At 70.9% G+C, this 23,254-nt stretch carries 20 protein-coding genes and 1 pseudogene; 12 read left to right on the top strand and 9 right to left on the bottom strand.

Annotated elements, in window-relative coordinates; translation table 11 throughout:
* Positions 1-127: 127 nt before the first annotated feature.
* Positions 128-838: a TetR/AcrR family transcriptional regulator gene (locus tag AC3IYI_RS14275; RefSeq protein WP_489410536.1), complete on the top strand. Its 711-nt coding sequence runs from the start codon at positions 128-130 to the stop codon at positions 836-838.
* Here AC3IYI_RS14275 and AC3IYI_RS14280 read toward each other — a convergent pair.
* Positions 816-2,063 (bottom strand): cation:proton antiporter, encoded by a 1,248-nt coding sequence (locus AC3IYI_RS14280; RefSeq protein ID WP_489411534.1) that lies wholly within the window; start codon positions 2,061-2,063, stop codon positions 816-818. The two genes, AC3IYI_RS14275 and AC3IYI_RS14280, sit on opposite strands and share 23 nt — an antisense overlap.
* Before the next feature lie 175 nt (positions 2,064-2,238).
* Between AC3IYI_RS14280 and AC3IYI_RS14285 the strand changes: the two genes are divergently transcribed.
* Both AC3IYI_RS14285 and AC3IYI_RS14290 read left to right on the top strand, forming a co-directional pair.
* Positions 2,239-2,472, top strand: coding sequence for a heavy-metal-associated domain-containing protein (locus tag AC3IYI_RS14285; protein WP_489410537.1), 234 nt, complete (start codon positions 2,239-2,241; stop codon positions 2,470-2,472).
* A gap of 135 nt (positions 2,473-2,607) precedes the next feature.
* Positions 2,608-4,932 carry a heavy metal translocating P-type ATPase gene (locus tag AC3IYI_RS14290; protein ID WP_489410538.1) on the top strand — a complete coding sequence of 775 codons (2,325 nt, stop codon included), beginning with the start codon at positions 2,608-2,610 and terminating at the stop codon, positions 4,930-4,932.
* A 299-nt stretch (positions 4,933-5,231) separates the two neighbouring features.
* Here the strand turns inward: AC3IYI_RS14290 and AC3IYI_RS14295 are convergent, their stop codons facing one another.
* Complete coding sequence (locus AC3IYI_RS14295; RefSeq protein ID WP_489410539.1) at positions 5,232-6,521, bottom strand: citrate synthase; 1,290 nt, start codon at positions 6,519-6,521, stop codon at positions 5,232-5,234.
* 183 nt (positions 6,522-6,704) lie between these two features.
* Positions 6,705-8,951, bottom strand: coding sequence for an SF1B family DNA helicase RecD2 (recD2, locus tag AC3IYI_RS14300; protein ID WP_489410540.1), 2,247 nt, complete (start codon positions 8,949-8,951; stop codon positions 6,705-6,707).
* Between the two features lie 316 nt (positions 8,952-9,267).
* On the opposite strand from recD2, the gene AC3IYI_RS14305 reads away from it, so the two are divergent.
* Positions 9,268-9,855, top strand: coding sequence for a DUF937 domain-containing protein (locus AC3IYI_RS14305; RefSeq protein ID WP_489410541.1), 588 nt, complete (start codon positions 9,268-9,270; stop codon positions 9,853-9,855).
* Positions 9,856-9,861: 6 nt separating this feature from the next.
* Here the strand turns inward: AC3IYI_RS14305 and AC3IYI_RS14310 are convergent, their stop codons facing one another.
* Together AC3IYI_RS14310 and AC3IYI_RS14315 are read right to left on the bottom strand one after the other, a co-directional pair.
* Entirely contained in the window at positions 9,862-10,626 is a 765-nt protein-coding gene (locus AC3IYI_RS14310; protein WP_489410542.1) for a hypothetical protein, read from the bottom strand.
* A 40-nt stretch (positions 10,627-10,666) separates the two neighbouring features.
* Complete coding sequence (locus AC3IYI_RS14315) at positions 10,667-11,626, bottom strand: EamA family transporter (RefSeq protein ID WP_489410543.1); 960 nt, start codon at positions 11,624-11,626, stop codon at positions 10,667-10,669.
* 144 nt (positions 11,627-11,770) lie between these two features.
* Between AC3IYI_RS14315 and AC3IYI_RS14320 the strand changes: the two are divergent.
* Together AC3IYI_RS14320 and AC3IYI_RS14325 are read left to right on the top strand one after the other, a co-directional pair.
* Positions 11,771-12,725 (top strand): annotated as a pseudogene (locus tag AC3IYI_RS14320) (LysR family transcriptional regulator).
* Between the two features lie 10 nt (positions 12,726-12,735).
* A complete protein-coding gene (locus AC3IYI_RS14325) occupies positions 12,736-14,607 on the top strand; it encodes a glycoside hydrolase family 3 protein (RefSeq protein ID WP_489410544.1) in 1,872 nt (623 codons plus the stop codon).
* A 42-nt stretch (positions 14,608-14,649) separates the two neighbouring features.
* On the opposite strand, the gene AC3IYI_RS14330 is transcribed toward AC3IYI_RS14325, so the two are convergent.
* The 3 genes from AC3IYI_RS14330 to AC3IYI_RS14340 all read right to left on the bottom strand — a co-directional run bounded on the left by AC3IYI_RS14330 (position 14,650) and on the right by AC3IYI_RS14340 (position 18,275).
* Positions 14,650-16,119, bottom strand: a complete 1,470-nt coding sequence (locus tag AC3IYI_RS14330; protein ID WP_489410545.1) for a S28 family serine protease — start codon at positions 16,117-16,119, stop codon at positions 14,650-14,652.
* A gap of 84 nt (positions 16,120-16,203) precedes the next feature.
* Positions 16,204-16,617, bottom strand: a complete 414-nt coding sequence (locus tag AC3IYI_RS14335) for a hypothetical protein (protein ID WP_489410546.1) — start codon at positions 16,615-16,617, stop codon at positions 16,204-16,206.
* Between the two features lie 71 nt (positions 16,618-16,688).
* Positions 16,689-18,275, bottom strand: a complete 1,587-nt coding sequence (locus AC3IYI_RS14340; RefSeq protein WP_489410547.1) for an aldehyde dehydrogenase family protein — start codon at positions 18,273-18,275, stop codon at positions 16,689-16,691.
* A 99-nt stretch (positions 18,276-18,374) separates the two neighbouring features.
* Between AC3IYI_RS14340 and AC3IYI_RS14345 the strand changes: the two genes are divergently transcribed.
* The 4 genes from AC3IYI_RS14345 (at position 18,375) to AC3IYI_RS14360 (ending at position 20,714) form a co-directional block, all read left to right on the top strand.
* Entirely contained in the window at positions 18,375-18,929 is a 555-nt protein-coding gene (locus AC3IYI_RS14345; RefSeq protein ID WP_489410548.1) for an EF-hand domain-containing protein, read from the top strand.
* A gap of 153 nt (positions 18,930-19,082) precedes the next feature.
* The gene (locus AC3IYI_RS14350; RefSeq protein ID WP_489410549.1) at positions 19,083-19,487 is read left to right on the top strand and encodes a hypothetical protein; all 405 of its coding nucleotides are present in this window, start codon (positions 19,083-19,085) and stop codon (positions 19,485-19,487) included.
* Between the two features lie 298 nt (positions 19,488-19,785).
* On the top strand, positions 19,786-20,220 hold the full coding sequence (locus tag AC3IYI_RS14355) for a hypothetical protein (protein ID WP_489410550.1): 435 nt from the start codon (positions 19,786-19,788) through the stop codon (positions 20,218-20,220).
* A 59-nt stretch (positions 20,221-20,279) separates the two neighbouring features.
* Positions 20,280-20,714: a hypothetical protein gene (locus AC3IYI_RS14360; RefSeq protein WP_489410551.1), complete on the top strand. Its 435-nt coding sequence runs from the start codon at positions 20,280-20,282 to the stop codon at positions 20,712-20,714.
* 144 nt (positions 20,715-20,858) lie between these two features.
* On the opposite strand, the gene AC3IYI_RS14365 is transcribed toward AC3IYI_RS14360, so the two are convergent.
* A complete protein-coding gene (locus AC3IYI_RS14365) occupies positions 20,859-21,626 on the bottom strand; it encodes a hypothetical protein (RefSeq protein ID WP_489410552.1) in 768 nt (255 codons plus the stop codon).
* 426 nt (positions 21,627-22,052) lie between these two features.
* On the opposite strand from AC3IYI_RS14365, the gene AC3IYI_RS14370 reads away from it, so the two are divergent.
* Positions 22,053-22,487 carry a hypothetical protein gene (locus AC3IYI_RS14370; protein WP_489410553.1) on the top strand — a complete coding sequence of 145 codons (435 nt, stop codon included), beginning with the start codon at positions 22,053-22,055 and terminating at the stop codon, positions 22,485-22,487.
* Between the two features lie 230 nt (positions 22,488-22,717).
* Positions 22,718-23,152: a hypothetical protein gene (locus AC3IYI_RS14375; protein WP_489410551.1), complete on the top strand. Its 435-nt coding sequence runs from the start codon at positions 22,718-22,720 to the stop codon at positions 23,150-23,152.
* Positions 23,153-23,254 lie beyond the last annotated feature (102 nt).

The following is a 23,254-nucleotide window of genomic DNA, read 5'->3' on the forward strand; positions in this document are numbered from 1 at the left end:
TTCACCGTGGTTGCCAGGCCACTTAGACTGGCAAACACGAGCAGTCGCTCGCGTTCCTCAAGAATGCGAGCGATCTCTCGTGTTTGTCAATCACCCACGGGGATCAACGGGAAGCAAGGGATTGGACATGCAGGAGACCTCTCGGACGAAGAGCGCGGACGAAGCGGGTGAATTCACCACGGAGGCAGCGCCGGGAGCCGTGACGGAAACCGCCCCCCGCCGCCGTCAGGCCCGCGGCGAGCGCCGGATCGCCCAGCTCCTGACAGCCGCCGCCGGGGTGTTCTGCCGTACGGGTTACGCGGCGGCCAGCACCAACGCCATCGCCCGCGAGGCCGGCGTGTCCCCGGGCACGCTCTACCAGTTCTTCCCGAACAAGGAGGCCATCGCCGTCGAGCTGGGCGGCCACCTCCTCCAGCGCGCCCACGAGGCGCACGGCCGGGCCTTCCTCCCCGAGAACCTGGACCGGCCGCTGCCCGAGCTGCTCGACGCCGTCCTGGATCCGGTCATCGCCTTCAACTGCGAGAATCCGGCCTTCTGGGCGCTCATGCACGGCTCCGGCGTCCCCGGCATCGCCCAGGAACACGACGAGCTGCACGTCGGCATGCAGACCCGCGTCGAGGGGCTGCTGCGCACCTGCGTCACCCCGGCCGCCTCCGGCGCCCCCGCCACCGACACGGAGCTCACCCACGTCGCCCACATGGTGCTCGGGATCGTGCAGACCTCGCTCGAACTGATCCTGGCCAGCGAGGGCACGGAACGGGCCGCGTACATCGCGGAGCTGAAGACCGTCCTGTTCCGCTACCTGGACCCGATGATCACCACGCCTCCTCCTCGCTGACCATCTCCCCGACGCCCCCGGGTCCGCCGGAGCCGGCACCCGGGCCGGACCCGTCTCCGGATCCCGCCCGCAACCGCAGCCCCACCAGCGGGAAGACCAGTACGGACACCATCCCGGCCCCGACCAGCGCCGCCGCCTCCCCCGACCCCAGCTTTCCCTCCTGCACGCCCAGGGTGGTGATCGCCACCACCAGCGGCAGCGCCGTGGAGCCGAACAGCACCAGCGCCGACCGGTCCCGGCGTCCGAGGTCCCGGGGGGCCAGCAGCCACATCGGGAGCCCCCGCACCACGAGGAAGAGCAGCAGGAACACCGGCAGCAACAGCAGCGCCCGCCCGCCCCCGAGCAGTGCGGCAAGGTCGAACTCGATCCCGGTGACCACGAAGAACAGCGGCACCAGGAAGCCGAAGCCCATGGCCTCCACCTTCGACAGCACGGCCTCACTGCTCTCCGGGGCGGCCCCGTGCAGCACGAGCCGGGTGATCAGCCCGGCGGCGAAGGCCCCGAGGAGGACGTCGAGGCCGAGCACCTCGGACAGCGCCAGGAACGCCACGAGGATCAGCACCACCAGGCGCACCGCGAACTGCCCGCTGCTGTGCAGGGTCTTGGAGATGACCCGGGCGAACCAGGGCGGCTTGGGCCGCATCGCCCAGAACACGGCGGCGGCCGTGAGCACGGCGAAGCCGATCAGCAGCGCCGCCGACTGCCCCGGCGCCCGCCCGCTGAGCAGCAGGGACATGGCGATGATCGGCCCGAACTCGCCGACCGCGCCCATCGCCATCATCACCGAGCCGAACCGGCTCTGGAGGTCCCCCGAGTCCCGCAGGACCGGCAGGATCGTGCCGAGGGCGGTGCTCGTGAGTGCGGTGCCGATGTAGACGCCCTTCTCGAAGCCGCCGCCCGACAGCAGCAGGCCGAGCCCGAGCCCCAGCGCCAGGGCGGCCACCCAGGCCCACACCGACCGCTTCAGGGTGTCGCCCTTGACCTGGGCGAACTGGATCTCGTAGCCGGCCAGGAAGATCAGCATCGCGAGGCCGAGCTCGCTGAGTACGTCGATGACCTCGGTGGAGTGCGCCCAGCCGAGGACGTCGGGCCCGACCAGGACGCCCAGGACGATCTCGAAGATCACCAGCGGGACGGGGAGCCAGCGCGAGACCCCGTACGCCAGCAGGGGCGCGAGCACGGCGATCGACATGATCAGGATGAGAGTGGTCCCCGAGTGCGCCATGCGTGCCATTTACATATGGTTCGCGGCGATTGTCCACCGCAAAAGATCTCGTCGAGCGCTCGCATTGATACCCCCTAGGGGTATAGTCTCGAAGTGTCGGGATGAACGGTGGACCCTCCACGAGCGATCCGCTGCCTTCCGGCCCCCCGGAAACGCCCTTGAAGAGGAGAACGACATGAGCGCCGACACGGACACCCAGACCACCACCGTCTACCGGGTGACCGGCATGACCTGTGGACACTGCGAGGGTGCGGTGACCACCGAGCTCTCCGCCCTGGCCGGCGTCACCTCGGTCAAGGCCGTCGCCGCGACCGGCGAGGTCACCGTGGTCTCGGCCGCCCCGCTCGACGAGGCCGCCGTACGCGCCGCCGTCGACGAGGCCGGCTACGAGTTCGCCGGCCAGGCCTGAGCACCCTCCCCTTCGGCAGGCATCTAGCGGCACGCATCTCTCAGGCACGCATCTCTCAGGCACAGCCCCGCCGGGCCGTACCGGCCAGCTCATACTGGTTCCGTACGGCCCGGCCCACCCCCTGGAGCCAGGATCATGACCAGCAGCACTGTGCACGACGGACCCATAGCGGCGGCCGGAGCGACCGGCGCGACCGGCACCACCGCCGCCGCCGAGCCCACGGCCGAGGTCGAGCTGACCATCGGCGGGATGACCTGCGCCTCCTGCGCGGCCCGCATCGAGAAGAAGCTGAACCGGATGGACGGGGTCACCGCCTCGGTGAACTACGCCACCGAGAAGGCCAAGGTCTCCTACGGCTCCGACGTGCAGGTCGCCGACCTCATCGCGACGGTCGTCAAGACCGGCTACACCGCCGAGGAGCCCCCGCCGCCGGAGCCGGAGCCCGAGACCGGGCCCGAGACGCAGGACGCCGCACCGCAGGAAGCCCGCGACCCGGAACTGGCCGCGCTGCGCCAGCGCCTCCTGGTCTCCGTGGCGCTGTCGCTGCCCGTCGTCCTGCTCGCGATGGTCCCGTCCCTCCAGTTCGACAACTGGCAGTGGCTCTCGCTGACCCTCGCCGCCCCCGTCGTCGTCTGGGGCGCCTTCCCCTTCCACAAGGCCGCCTGGACCAACGCCCGGCACGGCGCCGCCACCATGGACACCCTGGTCTCGGTGGGTACCGGGGCCGCCTTCGCCTGGTCTCTGTGGGCCCTGTTCTTCGGCCACGCCGGAATGCCCGGCATGCGGCACGGCTTCGACTTCAGCGTCTCCCGCACCGACGGCTCCTCGGCGATCTACCTGGAGGTGGCGGCCGGAGTCGTCAGCTTCATCCTGCTCGGCCGGTACCTGGAGGCCCGCTCGAAGCGGAAGGCCGGCGCGGCCCTCAAGGCCCTGATGCGGCTCGGCGCCAAGGACGTGGCGGTCCTGCGCGGCGGGACCGAAGTGCGCATCCCCGTGAGCGCGCTCGCCGTGGGCGACCGCTTCCTCGTCCGGCCCGGCGAGAAGATCGCCACCGACGGCACGGTCGTCGAGGGCAGCTCCGCCGTGGACGCCGCCATGCTGACCGGCGAATCGGTCCCGGTCGAGGTCACCGTGGGCGACACCGTCACCGGAGCCACCGTCAACACCTCGGGCCGCCTCGTCGTCGAGGCCACCCGCGTCGGCTCGGACACCCAGCTCGCCCGGATGGCCAAGCTGGTCGAGGACGCGCAGAACGGCAAGGCCGAGGTGCAGCGCCTCGCCGACCGGATCTCCGGGGTCTTCGTCCCGATCGTGCTCGTACTGGCGCTGGGCACCTGGGTCACCTGGCTGCTGATCACCGACAACCCGACGGCCGCCTTCACCGCCGCCGTGGCCGTCCTGATCATCGCCTGCCCGTGCGCCCTGGGCCTGGCCACCCCGACCGCGCTGATGGTCGGCACCGGCCGGGGCGCGCAGCTCGGCATCCTGATCAAGGGCCCCGAGGTGCTGGAGTCCACCCGTCGCGTGGACACCGTCGTCCTGGACAAGACCGGCACCGTGACCACCGGCCGGATGACCCTGACCGCCGCCCACCCCGCCGAGGGCGTGGACCGGGCCGAACTGCTGCGCCTGGCCGGCTCGCTGGAACACGCCTCCGAGCACCCGATCGCCCGGGCCATCGCGGCCGGCGCCGCGGAGCTCCCCGGCGGCCTGTCGGTCCCGGAGGACTTCGCGAACCACGGCGGCCTCGGCGTCCAGGGCCTGGTCGACGGACACGCGGTCCTGGTGGGCCGCGAGAAGCTGCTCGCCGACTGGTCGATCGTGCTGCCCGCCGCCCTCGCCGAGGCCAAGGCCGCCGCCGAGGCCGAGGGTTCCACCGCCGTCCTGGTCGCCTGGGACGGGGAGGCCCGCGGGGTCCTGACCGTGGCCGACGCCGTCAAGGAGACCAGCGCCGAGGCCGTGTCCCGGCTGCGGGCCCTGGGTCTGACCCCGGTCCTGCTGACCGGCGACAACAAGGCAGTGGCGCAGACGGTGGCCCGCGCGGTGGGCATCGAGGAGGTCATCGCCGAGGTCCTCCCGCAGGACAAGGTCGACGTCGTACGCCGGCTGCAGGCCGAGGGCCGTACCGTCGCCATGGTCGGCGACGGGGTCAACGACGCGGCCGCACTGGCCCAGGCCGACCTGGGGCTGGCCATGGGCACCGGCACCGACGCGGCGATCGAGGCGAGCGACCTGACCCTCGTACGGGGCGACTTGCGGGTCGCGGCGGACGCGATCCGGCTCTCGCGCCGGACCCTGGCCACCATCAAGGGCAACCTCTTCTGGGCCTTCGGCTACAACGTCGCGGCGCTGCCGCTGGCCGCCGCCGGACTGCTCAACCCGATGATCGCGGGGGCCGCGATGGCCTTCTCCTCGGTCTTCGTGGTCACCAACAGCCTGCGGCTGCGCTCCTTCCGCTAGTGATCACCCTTCACGTCTCGCGCACACCACCTTCACACGAGACGCAGATCACAGCGACCCCGACGTAACCTTCGGGCAGGCGCGTGGGTCTAATGGGGCGATGCCGGAAACGTGTTGGGACGACTACACGTTTCGCCGGCACGCAGACACCCGGTCCGGGTCCCGTGGGGGGAATCCGTTCCGGGGCAAGGAAAGCGCCCCGACCTTCGACCCGTGGGGGGATCGATGGCGGGGCGCTTTTCCTTTACGGGTCCTACAAGTCCTACGAGTCCTGCGGGTACTGCGGCTCGACCCTCGGGTCAGCGGGACTCGACCGGAACGAAGTCGCGCAGGACCTCGCCGGTGTAGATCTGGCGCGGGCGGCCGATGCGGGAGCCGGGCTCCTTGATCATCTCGTGCCACTGGGCGATCCAGCCGGGCAGGCGGCCGATCGCGAAGAGCACGGTGAACATCTCGGTCGGGAAGCCCATGGCCCGGTAGATCAGACCGGTGTAGAAGTCCACGTTCGGGTAGAGGTTGCGCTCGACGAAGTAGTCGTCGGCCAGCGCGTGCTCTTCCAGCTTCAGCGCGATGTCGAGGAGCTCGTCGTCCTTGCCGAGCGCCGAGAGGACATCGTGCGCCGCCGCCTTGATGATCTTCGCCCGGGGGTCGAAGCTCTTGTAGACGCGGTGCCCGAAGCCCATCAGGCGGACGCCGTCTTCCTTGTTCTTCACCTTGCGGATGAAGGCGTCGACGTCGCCGCCGTCGTTCTTGATGCCCTCGAGCATCTCCAGAACCGACTGGTTGGCGCCACCGTGCAGCGGACCCCACAGGGCCGAGATGCCGGCGGAGATCGAGGCGAACATGTTCGCCTGCGAGGAGCCGACCAGACGCACGGTGGAGGTCGAGCAGTTCTGCTCGTGGTCCGCGTGCAGGATCAGCAGCTTGTCGAGCGCCGCGACCACGACCGGGTCCAGGTCGTACTCCTGGGCCGGCACGGAGAAGGTCATGCGCAGGAAGTTCTCGACGTAGCCGAGGTCGTTGCGCGGGTAGACCACCGGGTGGCCGACCGACTTCTTGTACGCGTAGGCCGCGATCGTCGGGAGCTTGGCCAGCAGCCGGATCGTCGAGAGGTTGCGCTGCTTCTCGTCGAACGGGTTGTGGCTGTCCTGATAGAACGTCGACAGCGCGCTGACCACGGAGGACAGCATCGCCATCGGGTGCGCGTCACGCGGGAAGCCGTCGTAGAAACGCTTGACGTCCTCGTGCAGCAGCGTGTGCTGGGTGATCTCGTTGCGGAACGACGCGAGCTGGTCGACGGTCGGCAGCTCCCCGTTGATCAGCAGGTAGGCGACCTCGATGAAGGTCGAGCGCTCCGCCAGCTGCTCGATCGGGTAACCGCGGTAGCGCAGGATGCCCTGCTCACCGTCGAGATAAGTAATGGCGGACTTATAGGCGGCGGTGTTTCCGTAGCCGCTGTCCAGGGTGACCAGCCCGGTCTGAGCCCTGAGCTTCGAGATGTCGAAGCCCTGGTCACCGACGGTGCTCTCGACCACCGGGTAGGTGTATTCACCGTCCGCGTACCGCAGTACTACAGAGTTGTCGCTCACGTCATCCCTCACCGACGTAGTGCCTCTTCTTCGAGGTGCCCTGACTGCCTCTACCTTCCCCCATTTGGCGCAGGTGAGTGCACTCGGGGTCGAGCTTTGGTGTTTTTGACGGCACTCAGTGCCGCCCAGCCTGCACATCCTGCCCGCTCCGCAACCTTGTAGGAACCCCAAATGATCGATCATCTAGGTGATGTTTCCCACCGGTATACGGCCGGACAGCCTGGGTGCGACAGCCGTGTACCTCCTGCCTGCGGAAACCGTACGCACCGCCTGCCCCAAGGCTTTGCGGGACCCGACCAGGACGACCAGTTTCTTCGCCCGGGTGACCGCCGTGTAGAGCAGGTTCCGCTGGAGCATCATCCAAGCGCCGGTCGTGACCGGGATCACCACCGCCGGATATTCACTCCCCTGGGAGCGGTGGATGGTGACGGCATACGCGTGGGCCAGCTCGTCGAGCTCCGCGAACTCGTAGGCCACTTCCTCGTCTTCGTCCGTGCGCACCGTCAGCCGCTGTTCCTCCAGGTCAAGGCCGGTGACCACGCCGACGGTGCCGTTGAAGACCCCGTTGGCCCCCTTGTCGTAGTTGTTTCGAATCTGGGTGACCTTGTCGCCGACCCGGAAGACACGGCCGCCGAACCGCTTCTCCGGCAGGCCCGGCCGGGCCGGGGTGATGGCCTGCTGGAGCAGCGCGTTGAGGTTTCCGGCGCCGGCCGGGCCGCGGTGCATGGGGGCGAGGACCTGGATGTCCCGCCGCGGGTCGAGGCCGAATCTGGCCGGAATGCGCCGTGCGGCGACGTCGACGGCGAGCTTTCCGGCCTCCTCCGTGTCCTCTTCGGCGAAGAGGAAGAAGTCGGGCAGACCGTCGGTGATCGGCGGCAGGCCGGTGTTGATCCGGTGGGCGTTGGTGACCACGCCCGACTGCTGGGCCTGCCGGAAGATGGTCGTCAGCCGGACGGCGGGGACCGGCCCGCCCTCGGCGAGCAGATCGCGCAGCACCTCGCCCGCCCCGACCGAGGGCAACTGGTCCACGTCCCCGACCAGCAGCAGGTGTGCACCCGGTGCCACCGCTTTGACCAGCTTGTTCGCCAGCAGCAGGTCGAGCATCGAGGCCTCGTCCACGACGACCAGGTCCGCGTCGAGCGGCCGCTCCCGGTCGTACGCCGCGTCCCCGCCCGGTTTGAGCTCCAGGAGCCGGTGCACGGTGGAGGCCTCGGCCCCGGTGAGCTCGGCCAGCCGCTTCGCCGCCCGGCCGGTGGGGGCGGCGAGGACGACCTTGGCCTTCTTGGCGCGGGCCAGCTCCACGATCGAGCGGACGGTGAAGGACTTCCCGCAGCCGGGCCCGCCGGTGAGGACCGCGACCCGGCGGGTGAGCGCGAGGCGGACCGCGTCCCGCTGCGCGGGGGCCAGCGTGGCTCCGGTCCGGCCGGCGAGCCAGCTCAGGGCCTTGTCCCAGTCCACGTCCCGGAAGGCGGGCAGCCGGTCCTCGTCCGCGTTCAGGAGGCGGCGCACCTGACCGGCCAAGGACAGCTCGGCGCGGTGGAACGGCACCAGGTACACGGCGGTGAGGGGGTCCGGGCCGCCCTGCGGGTCCGGCACGGATTCCCGTACGACCCCTTCCGGATCGGCGGCGAGCTCGGCCAGGCAGTCGATGACCAGCCCGGTGTCCACCTGGAGCAGCTTGACCCCGTCGGCGATGAGCCGGTCCTCCGGCAGGAAGCAGTGCCCCTGGTCGGTGGACTGGGACAGGGCGTACTGCAGCCCGGCCTTGACCCGCTCCGGACTGTCGTGCGGGATCCCCACGGCCTGCGCGATGCGGTCGGCGGTCAGGAAGCCGATGCCCCAGACGTCGGCGGCGAGCCGGTAGGGCTGGTTCCGGACCACCGAAATGGAGGCGTCGGCGTACTTCTTGTAGATGCGCACCGCGATGGAGGTGGAGACGCCGACCCCCTGGAGGAAGACCATGACCTCCTTGATGGCCTTCTGCTCCTCCCAGGCCGCGCCGATCAGCTTGGTGCGCTTGGGGCCGAGGCCGGGCACTTCGATCAGCCGCTTCGGCTGCTCCTCGATGACGTCGAGGGTGTCGAGGCCGAAGTGCTCCACGATCCGGTCGGCGATCTTCGGGCCGATGCCCTTGATCAGGCCGGAGCCGAGGTAGCGCCGGATGCCCTGGATGGTCGCGGGCAGCAGCGTCGTGTAGTTCTCCACGGTGAACTGGCGGCCGTACTGGGGGTGCGAGCCCCAACGGCCTTCCATGCGCAGCGATTCACCCGGCTGCGCCCCGAGGAGGGATCCGACGACCGTGAGCAGGTCGCCGGCGCCACGGCCGGTGTCCACCCGGGCGATCGTGTATCCGCTCTCCTCGTTGGCGTAGGTGATGCGCTCCAGCACCCCCTCGACCACCGCCGGCGCCACGGCCGCGTTCGTCGTCATGGCCCGAAGCTACAGCCCGGGTGCGACAGGCCCGCAGGGCCTGTGGAAAAACAGGCGGCCGACCGGGAGCGGCCGACCCCAAGGGGACAACCAAAAGGGGGTCCCGCCTTTCGGCCGGACCCCCTCACGGTTACCCCTCCCTCATCGGACTTCCCGATCCCCCCGGATCCCCCCCGGAAGTCCCGACGCACCATACGACCCGCGGCCCCTGCCCGTGGTTGCACGCAGATCCGGAACTTTACCTTTCCATTACTCAAGGGGGTTCCGGACGCCATCCGAGGTGCCGCCGAATCGGCACGGAAGTAGCGTTTCGGGCATGAGCGAACCTTCCCTCCAGGACGACGTGCTGAACGAACTCGGCGACGACCGGCTGACCGAGATCGCCGGCCTCCTCGGCACCGACACGAACGGCGCCCGTGACACCGTCGCGACCACGGTCGGGGCGATGACCGGCGACCTCCAGCAGAAGGCCGACGCCGATGACGACGACGGCAACGAGGTCCGCCAGGCCTTCGCCGAGGTCACCCAGGCCCCACTGGAAGGCGTGGCCACCCTCGGCGGCGGCCTCGGCGGCATGCTCAGCGGCGGAATGATGGCCGGCGTGCTCGCCAAGGTGAGCAAGCCCGTGGCCAACGCCGTCTCGAAGAAGACCGGCATCCCCGCGCCCACCGTCGCCCGGGTCATCGAGCTGCTGATCCCGGTCCTGCTGGCGGTCTTCGCCAAGCGCGCGGCCTCCCGGAAGGGCGGCGGCGGAGCCCCGACGGCGGCCGGCGGCGAGTCCCCGATCCCGTCGCCGGGAGCGGTACCGGGTGCGGCGGGCGCCGCCCCCACGGGCGCGGCCCCGGCGGCCGGCGGCAGCCTCGGCGACCTGCTCGGCCAGATCCTCGGCGGCGGCAAGAAGTAGCGCCCCTCACCCGTTCGGACGAATCACTCCGTAGACCCTGATCAATGAGTCGTCCCGGCCGGGGAAGGGCACGGCGTGCAGCCGGACCCCGGTCGCCGGGAGGGCTTCCAGACCGGTCAGGCCCGTGAGGGCGGGCAGGCCGGCGGCGGCGAGCGCCGCCGCCACCGGCCCGGCGCCCTCGGGGCTGTCCGTGGCCACGAGGAGCGCACCCTGCCCGGCGAGCAGCGCCACGGCGTCCTCGGTGAGGTACGGGCCGGCCGCGCGGCCGGTCTGCACGACGACGGCGTGCCCCGCGAGGTCGAAGGGCGCCAGCGCGAGCCGGTCGGCGACCGGCTGTCCGGCTCCGAGGAGCCGGACCAGGACCACGGGAAGGTCCACCAGGCCGGCCAGGCCCGGTGCGCCGCCGGCCGCGCCCGTCGGCCAGGCGGCCCGGGTCGCGGGGCCGGTCAGGTCCGTCGCGGTGCGGCCCGAGCCGGCGGAGCCGGGGTTCCGGGAGCCTGGGTTCCGGGATCCGGGGTTCCCAGAGCCGGTGTTCCGCGAGCCCTTGTGGGGCTCCTGGATCAGCTCCCGGCGGGTGATCTTCGTACTGCCGACCATCAGCAGTCCGAGGTGGCGGACGATCAGTTCGCCCAGTTCCCCGTCGGCGATGTCGTCTCCGGGGATGTCCAGGCGGAACCCCTGCATCTGCAGGGCGCCTCCGTTGCTGAAGACGACCTCCGCGTCGAAGTCGACCCGCCACTGACCGCTGCCGCTGTTCGTTCCCGTGGTCATGTTCTGTGTCCTCACGTTCGTGGAGCCATCGTCCAACTGCTCATTCAGGGCTTCCCGCTAGTGCTGTGGCCGGAAGCGGAGCCGAGCCGGGGCCGGGTACGGGCACCTCCGTGGCGTCGGCCTCCCGCGCCGCCGCGGGCCGGGGCTTCGAGGGCACCAGCGAGGTCACCGCCACCCCGCCGACCAGGAGCACGGCCGCCACCCAGCGCAGCCCGCTCACGCCCTCCCCCAGTACCAGGGCCGCGGAGCTCATGCCGAAGACCGGCACCAGCAGCGAGAAGGGGGCCACCGAGGAAGCGGGATAGGTGCGCAGCAGGAACCCCCACGCCCCGAAGCCGAACACCGTGGTGACCCAGGCGAGGTACAGGATGACCCCGGCCCCGCTCCAGTCGAGCCCGCGCAGCGCCGCCACGTCCCGCTCCGGGCCCTCCAGCAGGAGCGAGAGCCCCGCCAGCGGCAGCACCGGCACCACGCTCACCCACACCATGAAGTTCAGGGCGTCGGGCGGGGAGGCCTTGCGGGTCAGCACGTTGGACACGCCCCAGCACGCGGCGGCCGCGATCACCATGGTGAAGCCCAGCACCGGCCCGGAGGCGCCTTCGTCCACGGCGGCCACGGCGATCCCCGCGAAGGCCACGGCCATGCCCGCGATCCGCAGCCGGCCCGGCCGCTCCCCCAGCACGACGGCCGCGAACACGGCGGTGAACACGGCCTGCGCCTGGAGGACCAGCGAGGACAGCCCGGCCGGCATCCCGTTGTCCATCCCGGAGAACAGCAGCCCGAACTTGGCGATGCCGAGGACCACGCCGACCGCGATCACCCACTTCCAGGCCACCTTGGGCCGCCCGACGAAGAACACCGCCGGCAGGGCCGCGACGAGGAAGCGCAGGGCGGACAACAGCAGCGGAGGGAACGATCCGAGCCCGAACTCGATGACGACGAAGTTGAAGCCCCAGACCGCGGCTACGAGGACCGCGAGGGCTGTGTGGACGGGGCGCATGATCCGAGCATCGGCTCATCAACCGTTTAGCACCAGCACAGATGTCTTCAGGGTCGGATGTAGCAATGCTTCATCCAGCGATCCGCCGTGCCAGCCGACGCGGGCCCGGCCCGATCCGAACGGCACGCCCCTAAGCTGACCGGCATGCTCGACCTCTCCCGGCTGCGCGCCCTGCACGCCGTCTCCGTCCACGGCTCGGTCGGCGCGGCCGCGGCCGCCCTCGGGTACACCCCCTCCGCCGTCTCCCAGCAGATCGCCAAGCTGGAACGGGAAACCCGCACCACCCTGCTCGAACGCCACGGCCGCGGGGTCGCCCTCACCGAGGAGGCCAAGCTGCTGGCCACGACGGCCCAGCAGCTGATGGACATCTCGGAGCAGGCCGAGACCGCGCTGGAGGAGTCCCGCGGCCAGCCCATCGGCCGGCTGCGGGTCGCCGCCTTCGCCTCGGCCGCCCGCGGCCTGCTCCCCGGGGTCCTCGCGGACCTGGCCCACCGTCACCCGGCCCTGGAGGTACGGCTCACCGAGATCAATCCGCACCTCTCGATGGACCTGGTCACGCGCGGGGTCACCGACCTGGCCGTGACCCACGACTGGGACATCGCCCCGCTGCCCGCCCCCGAGGGCGTGGAGCAGGCGGTGATCGGGGACGACCGCTGCGACCTCCTCGTGCCCGCCGGGCACCCCTTCACCTCCCGCACCGTCATCCACCGATCGGACCAGCGGGCAGCGCTGGGTCTGCCAGCCGCCCGGCCGGGTCTGCCACGACTGGCTGGTACGAACCCTGCGCACGGCCGGGTTCGAGCCGGACATCACGCACGTCGCCGAGGAGAACCACACCCTCGTCGCGCTGGTCGCGGCCGGGCTCGGGGTGGCCGTCGTACCGCGGCTGGGCACCGGGACGCTGCCACCCGGCGCGGTGGCCGTACCGCTCGAGCCGGGCCCCGTACGCCGGTTGTACGCCCTGTGGCGGACCGGGGCGGCCCGCCGGCCGGCGATCACCGAGGCCGTACGGACCCTGCGCGAGCACTGGCCCCGGGTCTCCCCCCGTACGGGGGACCCCGCGAGTGTCCCCCGCTCCGAAGGCCCCGCCCCGCAGTAGCGTCCGGCGCGTGCCGAACCACGCCTCCCGCCGGACCCTGCTCACCGTGGCCGCCGTGGCCGCCGTCACCGCCGCGGGGGCCGCGTCCGCCTCGGTGGGCCCCTCCCGGGACCCCGGCGGCCCGGCCCCCGACGACGCCCGGCCGGGCGACCGCGCACCGGGCCACACCCCGGCCCCCCGGGTCCGGCCGCGCGAGACGATGGCGCGGATGAGCCTGGCCGAACTGGTCGGGCAGCTCTTCGTGTCGCGGGCGTACGGGCATTCCGCGACCGAGCCCGACCCCGGGGACGCCGCACTCAACCAGCAGCTGTTCGGGGTCCGCACCCCCGCCGAGCTGGTCGCCCGCTACCACCTCGGCGGGATCGTCTACTTCGGCTGGGCGCACAACACCCGCTCCCCGCGCCAGATCGCCGAGCTGTCGGCCGGGCTCCAGCGGGCGGCCACGGCCCCCGTGAACGGAGTCGCGGGCATCCCGCTGCTGCTCTCCATCGACCAGGAGCACGGCGCCGTGGCCCGCGTGGGCCGGCCCGCGACCCTGCTCCCGGGGGCCATGGCGCTGGGGGCCCTGGCCCTGGGGACCGGCGGTTCCACCGCCGAGGCCCGCCGGGCCGCGCGCATCGCGGGCGCCGAGCTGGCGGCCATGGGCATCCGGCACAACTACGCCCCGGTGGCCGACGTGAACACCGACCCCGCCAACCCGGTCATCGGCGTACGGTCCTTCGGCGCCGACCCGCAGGCCGTGGCGGCCCTGGTCGCCGCCCAGGTCCGCGGCTACCAGGGCGCCGGGGTGGCCGCCACGGCGAAGCACTTCCCGGGGCACGGGGACACCGGCACCGACAGCCACGTCGGGCTGCCGCTGATGACCCACACGCGCGCACGCTGGGAGGAGCTGGACGAGCCGCCGTTCCGGGCGGCCGTGGAGGCGGGCGTGGACGTGGTGATGACGGCGCACATCGTCTTCCCCGCGCTCGACCCCTCGGGGGATCCGGCGACGCTCTCGCGGCCGATCGTCACCGGGATCCTGCGCGAACGCCTGGGCTTTGGCGGGGTGGTGGTGACCGACGCCCTCGACATGGCCGGGGTCCGCCAGAAGTACGGGGACGACCGGGTCCCGGTGCTGGCCCTGAAGGCGGGCTGCGACCAGCTGCTGAACCCGCCGGACCTGGGGCTGGCCGTCCGCAGCGTGCTGGCGGCCGTGGAGTCGGGCGAGCTGACGCGGGCCCGGATCGAGGAGTCGGTGCTGCGGATCCTGGAACTGAAGGCCCGCCGGGGCCTGTTCGACGCACCGGCGCGGGCCGAGGATCCGGCGCGGGCCGCGGACGCGGTGGATGCGGCCGTCGGCATCCCGGCGCACCTGGCGGCCGCCGGGGAGATCGCGGACCGTACGACGACCCTGCTGGCCAATCCGGTGGGGCTGCTGCCGCTGGATCCGGCGGACCGGCCGCTGCTCCTGGTCACCGGGACCGACCCGGTCTCCCCCACGGGTACGACGGGGCCCCCTACCGCGGTACTGGCCCGGGAGCTGTCGGCGCTGGGTTGCCGGGCGACGGCCCTGCCGCCCGCGCGTGCGGTGGCGGCCGCCCCGGGCAACGCGGCCGTGCTCGTGTGCACGTACAACGTCCCCGAAGGGGAGAGCCCGCAGCGCGAGCTGGTGACCGGGCTGCTGGCCACGGGGGTGCCGGTGGTCCTGGTGGCGATCCGCAACCCCTACGACCCGGCCCGGCTGCCGGTCTGCGCGGCCGAACTGGCCACCTACACCTGGACGGACGTGGAGCTGCGGGCGGCGGCCCGGGTGGTCACCGGGACCGTACGCCCCACGGGGCGCCTGCCGGTCCCGGTGCCGGGCCGGTACCCGCTGGGCCACGGGCTGGCGTACGGGTAGTCCCCGTAACCCTCCCGCGGCCCCTCGGGTCCTCCTACGGCACTACGGGCGCAGCATCGGCTCGCGCTCGATGTCGCGCTGGTCGAGCTGCGCGTCCGGCGTCGCCAGCGGCGTGGCCTTCGCGGCGCCGGTGGGCGCGGTGGCCGGGGCCACTCCGGCCCACTTGAGGATCTTCTCGGTGGCCAGCGCCTTCTCGGCCTCCATCAGCTTGGAGACGTTGGCCCCGTGGTTGGCGCCCGGAGCGGTCATCACGTAGCTGTCGCGGGCCCCGTAGCCGAGGTGGAACGGTTCGGCACCCCACGGGTCGTTCTGCCCGTAGACGAAGAGCATCTGGTTCGCGTTGTTCTTCACCCAGGTGTCCACGTCCCGCATCGCCGCGGGCTGGAAGGTCATCGGGATGTCGCGGGGCACGAAGTTGCGCGGGCCCTGGTAGCCGTAGCGGCTCAGGCCGTCCAGGTGGGGCTGCTTGATGTCGGGGGAACCGAGCTGGGTGCCCGCCTGGTAGTAGTACGGCGTGTACGTCTCCAGGCCCTGGTCGGCGTAGGCCGAGAAGCCGGAGATCGCGTCGATCGTGTCCCAGATCTCCTGGTCGGTCGCAGTGGCGGCGGCTGGGATGGAGGCGCAGTCGGCGAGCAGGCTGTACTGCCAGAAGGCCCACACGTAGTCGAGCACGACGGCCTCGTAGGCCTTGTCGAGGTTGCCGACGGTGGTGAAGGTCCAGCCGTTCTCGGCGGCGGCGACCGCGTACTTGGCCTCCAGCGCGTCCCGGCGTACGAGCGCCTCGCGCTGCACCCCGTTCAGCTTGTCGCGGCACTCCTTGGTGCCGACCTTGGCGAAGAACCGGTCGTAGGCCGAGTCCTCCTTGTTCACCACGTCGTTGGGGGCGACGTACGCGACGACGCCGTCCATGTCGCGCGGGTAGAAGCGCTCGAAGTAGGTGGCGGTCATGCCGCCCTTGCTGCCGCCCGTGGCGAGCCAGTTCTTCTTGTAGACCTTCTTCAGGGCGGTGAAGACGCGGTGCTGGTCACTGGCGGCCTGCCAGATGTCGAGGTTCGCCCAGTTGGCCGGGTCGGGCCGGGACGGGGTGAAGAAACGGTACTCCAGCGACACCTGGTTGCCGTCGACTATGGTCGTCGGCTCGCTGCGGCGCGGGTTGGTGTTGACGTTGTAGCCGGAGGTGAAGAACACCGTGGGCCGCGTGACGTCCTTGTGCAGCAGGGTCAGGCGCTGCTTGAAGGTGCCCTTCCACGGCGCGCGGTGGTCGACCGGCTGCTCGTAGGTCAGTACGAAGAAGCGGTAGCCGGGGTACGGCTTCTCCTCGATCACGCTCATCCCCGGGATCGCGAGGATCCGGTCCTTGATGTCTTCCGTGGCGGCCCTGGCATCCGTGGCGGTGGCATCCGTGACGGCGGACGGTTCCGCGGCGGTGGCCGCTTGCGCCGTGGTGCCGGCCGCACCCGCGGTGCCGATCAGCACCGCGAGCGACAGCAGCCATCCGAGCTTCTTGCGCATTCACACTCCCCATGAGTTCACATCGGTCGCCGTGAACCTAGCCGGGAGAACACGCAGCTGAACAGACCTAGTTGGGCCGCTCCCTCAGCAAAGGATCCAGCCGGAATCGACGGATCCGGCCCCCACGCTCCCCTTTACATACACGCAGCGGTTGATCGCGTGGACGCTGACGGGTCCGGCGTACCGGGTGAATCGCCCCGCATCGGGCACCGGGTAGCCGCCGCGCGGCTGGATGCTCACCGACATCGGCCGCCGCGGACCGGGCTCCCGGGCGACCGTCACCGCACAGGCCCGGTCGCGGGTCTTGTACACGCGCACCTCCCCCGTGGAGAAGGGCAGCGTCCGCACCAGGTTCCCCGCGCACCCGCCGGTCGCCGCCTGCGCCGGCTGCGCCGTCAGCAGTCCGGCGGCGCCCAGCCAGAGCGTCACCGTGACCACCACCGTGCGGGCGGCCCATCGCCCCTGCCGGTTCCGCGCCTTCAACACCCTGTCCCCCATCGGCCGTACGTACAACGTGCGTACGTTCGTACGACGCCCCGCCCCCTCGATTGGTTGCGTGGAACAAGAACTCAGCCCGTGGAGCCGTGATCGAAGACGGACTCCCGCGGCCGGACCAGGGTGGCCACGGCGATCGACTGGAGGTGAGTGGTGCGCACGGCGGGCAGGTTGGCCTCGCCGAAGATCCCGCCCGTCGCTCCCGTGCCGCCGTTGTACGGAATCCCCGGCAGGCAGCCGATGTGCGAGTCGTTGACCTTCAGCATGCCGCCGTTGACCACCTCCTCGCAGAACCGCTCGACGACCCGCTCGTCCTGGGCCCACAGGGAGTTGCGCAGGCCGTAGCGGTTGGCGTTCAGGAAACCGATGGCCTCCTCCAGCCGGACCGGCGCCTCGGGCACGACCACGCACAGCAGCGGGAAGAAGGTCTCCTCGCGGAAGGCGCGCAGCCGGGCGGCCTCGGCCAGCCCGTCCACCCGGACGACCGCCGGGCGGATGAACGGCCCCGCCGCCGAGGGCTCGTCGTCCACGTCCACGAACTCCCCGCCGCACAGCAGCTGCCCGCCGGCCGCCAGTACCTCACCGAGCACCTCGGTGAACTCCGCCCGCTTGACCACCGGGCTCAGCACCGTGCGCGGATCCTCCGGCGGACCGGGCCGGATCTCCCGCACCTGCTCCATCAGCTCCTTCAGCAGCCGGTCGGCCACCTCGGGGTGGACGATGGCGAACTTCGGGGTCATGCAGATCTGCCCGGAGCCGTAGTACCGCTCGCACAGGGCTCGCGCGGCGAGACCGGCCTCGGCGTCGTGCCACACCAGCACCCCGTCGTTGCCCGACAGCTCGAGTACGGGCTTCTTCCCCGCGGCCACGCACTCCCGCTCCAGCTTGAGGCCCTGCTCGGAGCCGCCGAAGAAGACCAGGTCGTCGCAGTCGGGGCTGTCCAGCCACTGGCGGACCACGGCGCGGGCGTGCGTGCAGACCACGTTCAGGGTGCCGCGCGGCGCGCCGAGCCCCTCCAGGAGCGGGGCCACGATCTCCCGGTAGACGAAGCCGACACCCAGCGGGGCGGTGGGCGGCGCGTTGACGACCAGGCTGTTGCCCGCGGCGAGCGCCAGCGCCCCGTAGAAGGAATTGGAGGTGGGGGCGTTGCGCGGCGGGCTCAGGCACACCACCCCGTCCGGCTTGCGCACCATGCGGGTCCGCCGGCCGGCCGCGGTGCGCTCGGGCTCCCGCAGCCGGCCGGCGAAGTCGGCGACGGAGTCCGGATGGAAGGAGGCGGCCACTGAGTCCAGCTCCCAGCCGGCCAGCCGTACGGGGTGGCCTTCGGCGACGAGCAGCCCGGTCAGCTCCTCGCGGCGCTCGACGACGGCCCGGTGGACACCGTTCAGCAGCTCCAGCCGGTCGGCGAGCGGGACCCCCGCCCATCCCGGCTGGGCGGCGCGGGCGGCGGCCAGGGCGCGCAGACCCTGCTCGGGGGTGGACATGGCGACGCGGCCGGCCAGCAGCCGGTCGTCGTACGGCAGGTCCTCGCCACGCTCCAGCCGGGCCTTGAGCCCGAGCACCTCGAAGGGCTCTCGGAGGAGTTGACCCACCCGTGGCCAGTAGATCCATCGGGTGCCCGGCTCCTCGACGCCGTTGACCCATACCTCGTAAGAGTGCATCCACAACTTCCTAACGGGATAACGGGATTTCGCGATCACGCCGGAGATTACGCTAGGTGAGCGAGAGGCCTCGCACCGTAGCCGTGAAAGGCAACCGATATGACGAACGACCTGCTCGACCGCAAGCTGGACCGCGCCTTCGCCCACCTCGACGTCAACGAGGACCAGGTGATCGACGAGCACGACATCATCGGGCTCGGTTCCCGCCTGCTGGCGGCCCTCGGCGAGCCTGCGACCTCTCCCAAAGCGACCCAGGTGATGGGCGGGCTGGTCGACTTCTGGCAGGAGCTCTTCACCGAGCTCGACATGGACCGGGACGGGAAGGTCACGCCGCAGGAGTACAGGCAGGGCATGACGCGCCTCTTCAAGGACGACAGCGCGGCGTACGACAAGTCGTTCCGGCCGATGGCGCACGCGATGCTCCTGGTCGTCGACAAGGACGACGACGGCCGGATCAGCCCCGAGGAGTTCCAGAAGGCCCAGACGGCTTTCGACACGAAGCTGAGCCACGCGGACGCGGAGGCGCTCTTCGCCCGGATCGACGCGGACCACGACGGGTTCCTGTCCGTGGACGAGCTCCTCGGCGCGGTGCGGGAGTACTACACCGGCACCGAGGAGGACGCCCCGGGCAACCTGCTCTTCGGCGAGCTCTAGCCCTGGCTCCCACCCCGGCCCCGGCATGAGGAGCGGCGTAACCGGGGAGCCGAATTCCGTCAAGCCGCGAGATTTCGGGTCGTGACACCGCGCGGGTGGCGGGGCGTACTGGGGCGAACCCCCATCCGCCTCGCTCACCAGAGGAGAGCCGTCATGAACCAGGTTTCCAGGAAGCCGCGCCTCGTCCTGTTCGCCGCATCGGCAGCCATCGTCGCGGGCGGCGTGCTCGCGCCCGCGACCGCACTCGCCGCCACCCCCGCCAGTTCGCACGCGGTCAGGGCGGACGACACCGGCAACGAGTCCACCCTCTTGCTCCGCACCGGCCCCGACGACACCGTGATCGGCAAGGACCGGCCCGCCAAGGACGGCCCGGGCAAGTGGGGCAACCGAAAGCACGGCAAGGGCCCCGGCAAGCACGGCTCTCCCGAGGGCCCGGTCTTCCAGGCTCCCGGCAAGCCGGAGTGGCAGTGCGTGACCGCCCCCTGCGGGCCGCCCGAAGGGGTCCCCGACGGAGGGACCGAGGGAGACGCGGTCGTTTCCCAGCATGCGAGGACGTGAGGATCCGACCGCGATCCACGCCACCCGAGGGGGACACCTACACCGGAGCCCCGGGTCCGCACGACGGACCCGGGGCTCCGGTGCGTGTACGAGGACACCCGGGCCGCGCTTTTACGCGAAGGGGCTCCACAGGTCAAGCCCCGAATGTGAGTGGCGTGACGCGAATGCCGCCATCGGGTTTATTTGAAGTACGCCCTCACCGGGAAACACCCGGAGAATCCAGAGGACAGAGAATCACCCCGGATCATTTCACCGGAAGATCCTCGAATCCCCTTTCCTTTCCGAATGGAGAACGACCATGTTCAAGATCCTCTCGACCCGCCGCATCGTCCTCGCCAGCGCCTCCGTCGCCCTCCTCGGTGGTGGCATCGCCCTCCCCGCCACCGCCATGGCCGCCCCCACCACCGCCCCCCACCACGCGGTATCCCTCCTCCAGGACGACAGCGCCGACGGCATCGGCACCGGCGGCGACGCCACCGCCGACAACACCACCGTCGGCGGCAACTCCCAGGGCGGAAACGCCGACAGCGGCGTAGGCAACTGCAAGGGCAAGTGCACGATCACCACCGGCAACGCCACGGGCGGCGACTCCAGCGCCGACGCCATCAACACCGGCGACGCCACCGCAGTCGGCGGCGACGGCAACGGCAAGGGCGGAAACCTGAACAAGGTCAACAAGCAGACGGTCAAGAACCAGCTCAAGGAAGACCTGAAGGCGAAGCTCGGCAAGTAAACCCAGCACACCGCCCCTCCCCCTTTCTCATCCCTTTCTTTTCCGAATGGAGAACGACCATGTTCAAGATCCTCTCGACCCGCCGCATCGTCCTCGCCAGCGCCTCCGTCGCCCTCCTCGGTGGTGGCATAGCCCTCCCCGCCACCGCCATGGCCGCCCCCACCACCGCCCCCCACCACGCGGTGTCCCTCCTCCAGGACGACAGCGCCGACGGCATCGGCACCGGCGGCGACGCCACCGCCGACAACACCACCGTCGGCGGCGACTCCCGCGGCGGCGACGCCACCAGCGGCGTCGGTAGTTGCAAGGGCAAGTGCACGATCACCACCGGAGACGCCACGGGCGGCGACTCCAGCGCCGACGCCATCAACACCGGCGACGCCACCGCAGTCGGCGGCGACGGCAACGGCAAGGGCGGAAACCTGAAGAAGGTCAACAAGCAGACGGTCAAGAACCAGCTCAAGAAGGACCTGAAGGCCCAGCTCGGCAAGTGAACCCAGCACACACCCGTCCCCACCCAGCAGAACGGCGCCCCCGGGAATCCCGGGGGCGCCGTCGCGTGCCACGGACGCCGGAGAGGCCCAGCCTCTCCGGCGTCCGCGTCGTGTTTCCGTAGCGTCGGGCGTTCGCCCCCGCTATCAGGCGTTGCCGCCCGTGGCGGTCGCGTTACCGCTCACTGCGGTCGCGTCACCGGTGTTGAGCGCGTCGGCACTCGCGTTTCCGCTCGTCGCGTTCCCGGTGGTGATCGTGCACCGGCCGATACAGGTGCCCACACCGGAGGCGGCAGAGCCCGAGGTGGCCGTGCCGCCGGTGGTGGTGTTCGTGGCGGTGGCGGAGCCGCTGACGGCGCTGGCGTCACCGCCCCTGCGGTCGCCCTGATCGCCCCCGCCCCCGTCCCCGCCCCGCACGGTCTTCCCGGTCGAGCTCGCGGCCGCGTGGCTGCTACGGCTCAGCACGTCGGCGGTCACGGCTGTGTTGACGCTGTCGAAGCAGAGGCCGTTGCAACGGTTGGAGGCGCCGTCACCCACGGCGGTGTTGGTGCTGGTGCCGCAGAGGCCCGTGCACTCGTTGAACGCACCCGCCCCGACCGCGGTGGTGGCGCTGTCGCCACATAGGCCCGTGCACAGGCCGGAGGCATGGTCGCCCACGGCGGTGTTGGTGCTGTCGCGGCACAGGCCCGTACAGCTGCCGGAGGCGCCCTCGCCCGTGGCGATGTTGTTGCTCCCCGTGCAGAACCCTTCACAGGCTCCGGGAGAAGTACTGCCCAGGAGGGCGCTGATGCCGCTGTGGCCATAGTTCGGGACTGCCGGCGCGGCCATCGCGGTCGCGGGCAGGGCGATGCCGCCGGCCAGTGCCACGGAAGCCGTGGCCAGCACGATGCGACGGGTCCAGGAACGCTCGTTCATCGGAAATTCTCCGGGATTCTCGTGCGGAGCAATTCGACTGTGGCCAAGCGTGCGCGCGCCGAGGCCGCCGGTCAGATACGTCCGCTGACATACGGACGCGGGGATCCCCTGGGGTTTGGTCGGGGCCGACGCTATCGCGCCGATCCCGCCACCGTACGGATTCGTCTACACACGGCGTGTTGTCACACCCTCGATGACTCGCCGGGCCGCCCCGGGTATCACGGGTGGGGCGACCGGAAATTACCAAGATCGACCATGTGCGTCAAGCCCCGAAAGTGAGTGGCGTGACGCGAATCCCGCCATCGGGTTTATTTGAAGTACGCCCTCACCGGGAAACACCCGGAGAATCCAGAGGACAGAGAATCACCCCGGATCATTTCACCGGAAGATTCTCCAATCCCTTTCCTTTCCGAATGGAGAACGACCATGTTCAAGATCCTCTCGACCCGCCGCATCGTCCTCGCCAGCGCCTCCGTCGCCCTGCTGGGCGGTGGCATCGCCCTCCCCGCCACCGCCATGGCCGCCCCGTCCGTCGCCCCGCAGCACGCGGTGTCCCTCCTCCAGGACGACAGCGCCGACGGCATCGGCACCGGCGGCGACGCCACCGCCGACAACACCACCGTCGGCGGCAACTCCCAGGGCGGAAACGCCGACAGCGGCGTAGGCAACTGCAAGGGCAAGTGCACGATCACCACCGGCAACGCCACGGGCGGCGACTCCAGCGCCGACGCCATCAACACCGGCGACGCCACCGCAGTCGGCGGCGACGGCAACGGCAAGGGCGGAAACCTGAACAAGGTCAACAAGCAGACGGTCAAGAACCAGCTGAAGAAGGACCTGAAGGCCCAGCTCGGCAAGTGAACCCAGCACGCGTCCCCTGTGCGTTCCCGGCCACCCACGGGAATTACCAAGATCGACCATCTGCGTCAAGCCCCGAAAGTGAGTGGCGTGACGTGAATCCCGCCATCGGGTTTATTTGAAGTACGCCCTCACCGGGACTCACCCGAAGAATCCAGAAGACAGAGAATCACCCCGGATCATTTCACCGGAAGATCCTCGAATCCCCTTTCCTTTCCGAATGGAGAACGACCATGTTCAAGATCCTCTCGACCCGCCGCATCGTCCTCGCCTCCGCTTCCGTCGCCCTCCTCGGTGGTGGCATAGCCCTCCCCGCCACCGCCATGGCCGCCCCCACCACCGCCCCCCACCACGCGGTGTCCCTCCTCCAGGACGACAGCGCCGACGGCATCGGCACCGGCGGCGACGCCACCGCCGACAACACCACCGTCGGCGGCGACTCCCGCGGCGGCGACGCCACCAGCGGCGTCGGTAGTTGCAAGGGCAAGTGCACGATCACCACCGGAGACGCCACGGGCGGCGACTCCAGCGCCGACGCCATCAACACCGGCGACGCCACCGCAGTCGGCGGCGACGGCAACGGCAAGGGCGGAAACCTGAAGAAGGTCAACAAGCAGACGGTCAAGAACCAGCTCAAGAAGGACCTGAAGGCCCAGCTCGGCAAGTGAACCCAGCACACACCCGTCCCCACCCAGCAGAACGGCGCCCCCGGGAATCCCGGGGGCGCCGTCGCGTGCCACGAGCGCCGGAGAGGGCCCAGAGCCCCTCCG

The sequence above is a fragment of the Streptomyces sp. GL_148 genome (assembly GCF_057834205.1).

Coding starts and splice junctions, on each gene's coding strand:
- AC3IYI_RS14335 (WP_489410546.1), bottom strand. CDS start 16,617: ATGGGGGACAGGGTGTTGAAGGCGCGGAACCGGCAGGGGCGATGGGCC.
- AC3IYI_RS14340 (WP_489410547.1), bottom strand. CDS start 18,275: ATGCACTCTTACGAGGTATGGGTCAACGGCGTCGAGGAGCCGGGCACC.
- AC3IYI_RS14345 (WP_489410548.1), top strand. CDS start 18,375: ATGACGAACGACCTGCTCGACCGCAAGCTGGACCGCGCCTTCGCCCAC.
- AC3IYI_RS14350 (WP_489410549.1), top strand. CDS start 19,083: ATGAACCAGGTTTCCAGGAAGCCGCGCCTCGTCCTGTTCGCCGCATCG.
- AC3IYI_RS14305 (WP_489410541.1), top strand. CDS start 9,268: ATGAGCGAACCTTCCCTCCAGGACGACGTGCTGAACGAACTCGGCGAC.
- AC3IYI_RS14315 (WP_489410543.1), bottom strand. CDS start 11,626: ATGCGCCCCGTCCACACAGCCCTCGCGGTCCTCGTAGCCGCGGTCTGG.
- AC3IYI_RS14275 (WP_489410536.1), top strand. CDS start 128: ATGCAGGAGACCTCTCGGACGAAGAGCGCGGACGAAGCGGGTGAATTC.
- AC3IYI_RS14375 (WP_489410551.1), top strand. CDS start 22,718: ATGTTCAAGATCCTCTCGACCCGCCGCATCGTCCTCGCCTCCGCTTCC.
- recD2 (WP_489410540.1), bottom strand. CDS start 8,951: ATGACGACGAACGCGGCCGTGGCGCCGGCGGTGGTCGAGGGGGTGCTG.
- AC3IYI_RS14330 (WP_489410545.1), bottom strand. CDS start 16,119: ATGCGCAAGAAGCTCGGATGGCTGCTGTCGCTCGCGGTGCTGATCGGC.
- AC3IYI_RS14355 (WP_489410550.1), top strand. CDS start 19,786: ATGTTCAAGATCCTCTCGACCCGCCGCATCGTCCTCGCCAGCGCCTCC.
- AC3IYI_RS14370 (WP_489410553.1), top strand. CDS start 22,053: ATGTTCAAGATCCTCTCGACCCGCCGCATCGTCCTCGCCAGCGCCTCC.
- AC3IYI_RS14285 (WP_489410537.1), top strand. CDS start 2,239: ATGAGCGCCGACACGGACACCCAGACCACCACCGTCTACCGGGTGACC.
- AC3IYI_RS14310 (WP_489410542.1), bottom strand. CDS start 10,626: ATGACCACGGGAACGAACAGCGGCAGCGGTCAGTGGCGGGTCGACTTC.
- AC3IYI_RS14360 (WP_489410551.1), top strand. CDS start 20,280: ATGTTCAAGATCCTCTCGACCCGCCGCATCGTCCTCGCCAGCGCCTCC.
- AC3IYI_RS14290 (WP_489410538.1), top strand. CDS start 2,608: ATGACCAGCAGCACTGTGCACGACGGACCCATAGCGGCGGCCGGAGCG.
- AC3IYI_RS14365 (WP_489410552.1), bottom strand. CDS start 21,626: ATGAACGAGCGTTCCTGGACCCGTCGCATCGTGCTGGCCACGGCTTCC.
- AC3IYI_RS14280 (WP_489411534.1), bottom strand. CDS start 2,063: ATGGCGCACTCGGGGACCACTCTCATCCTGATCATGTCGATCGCCGTG.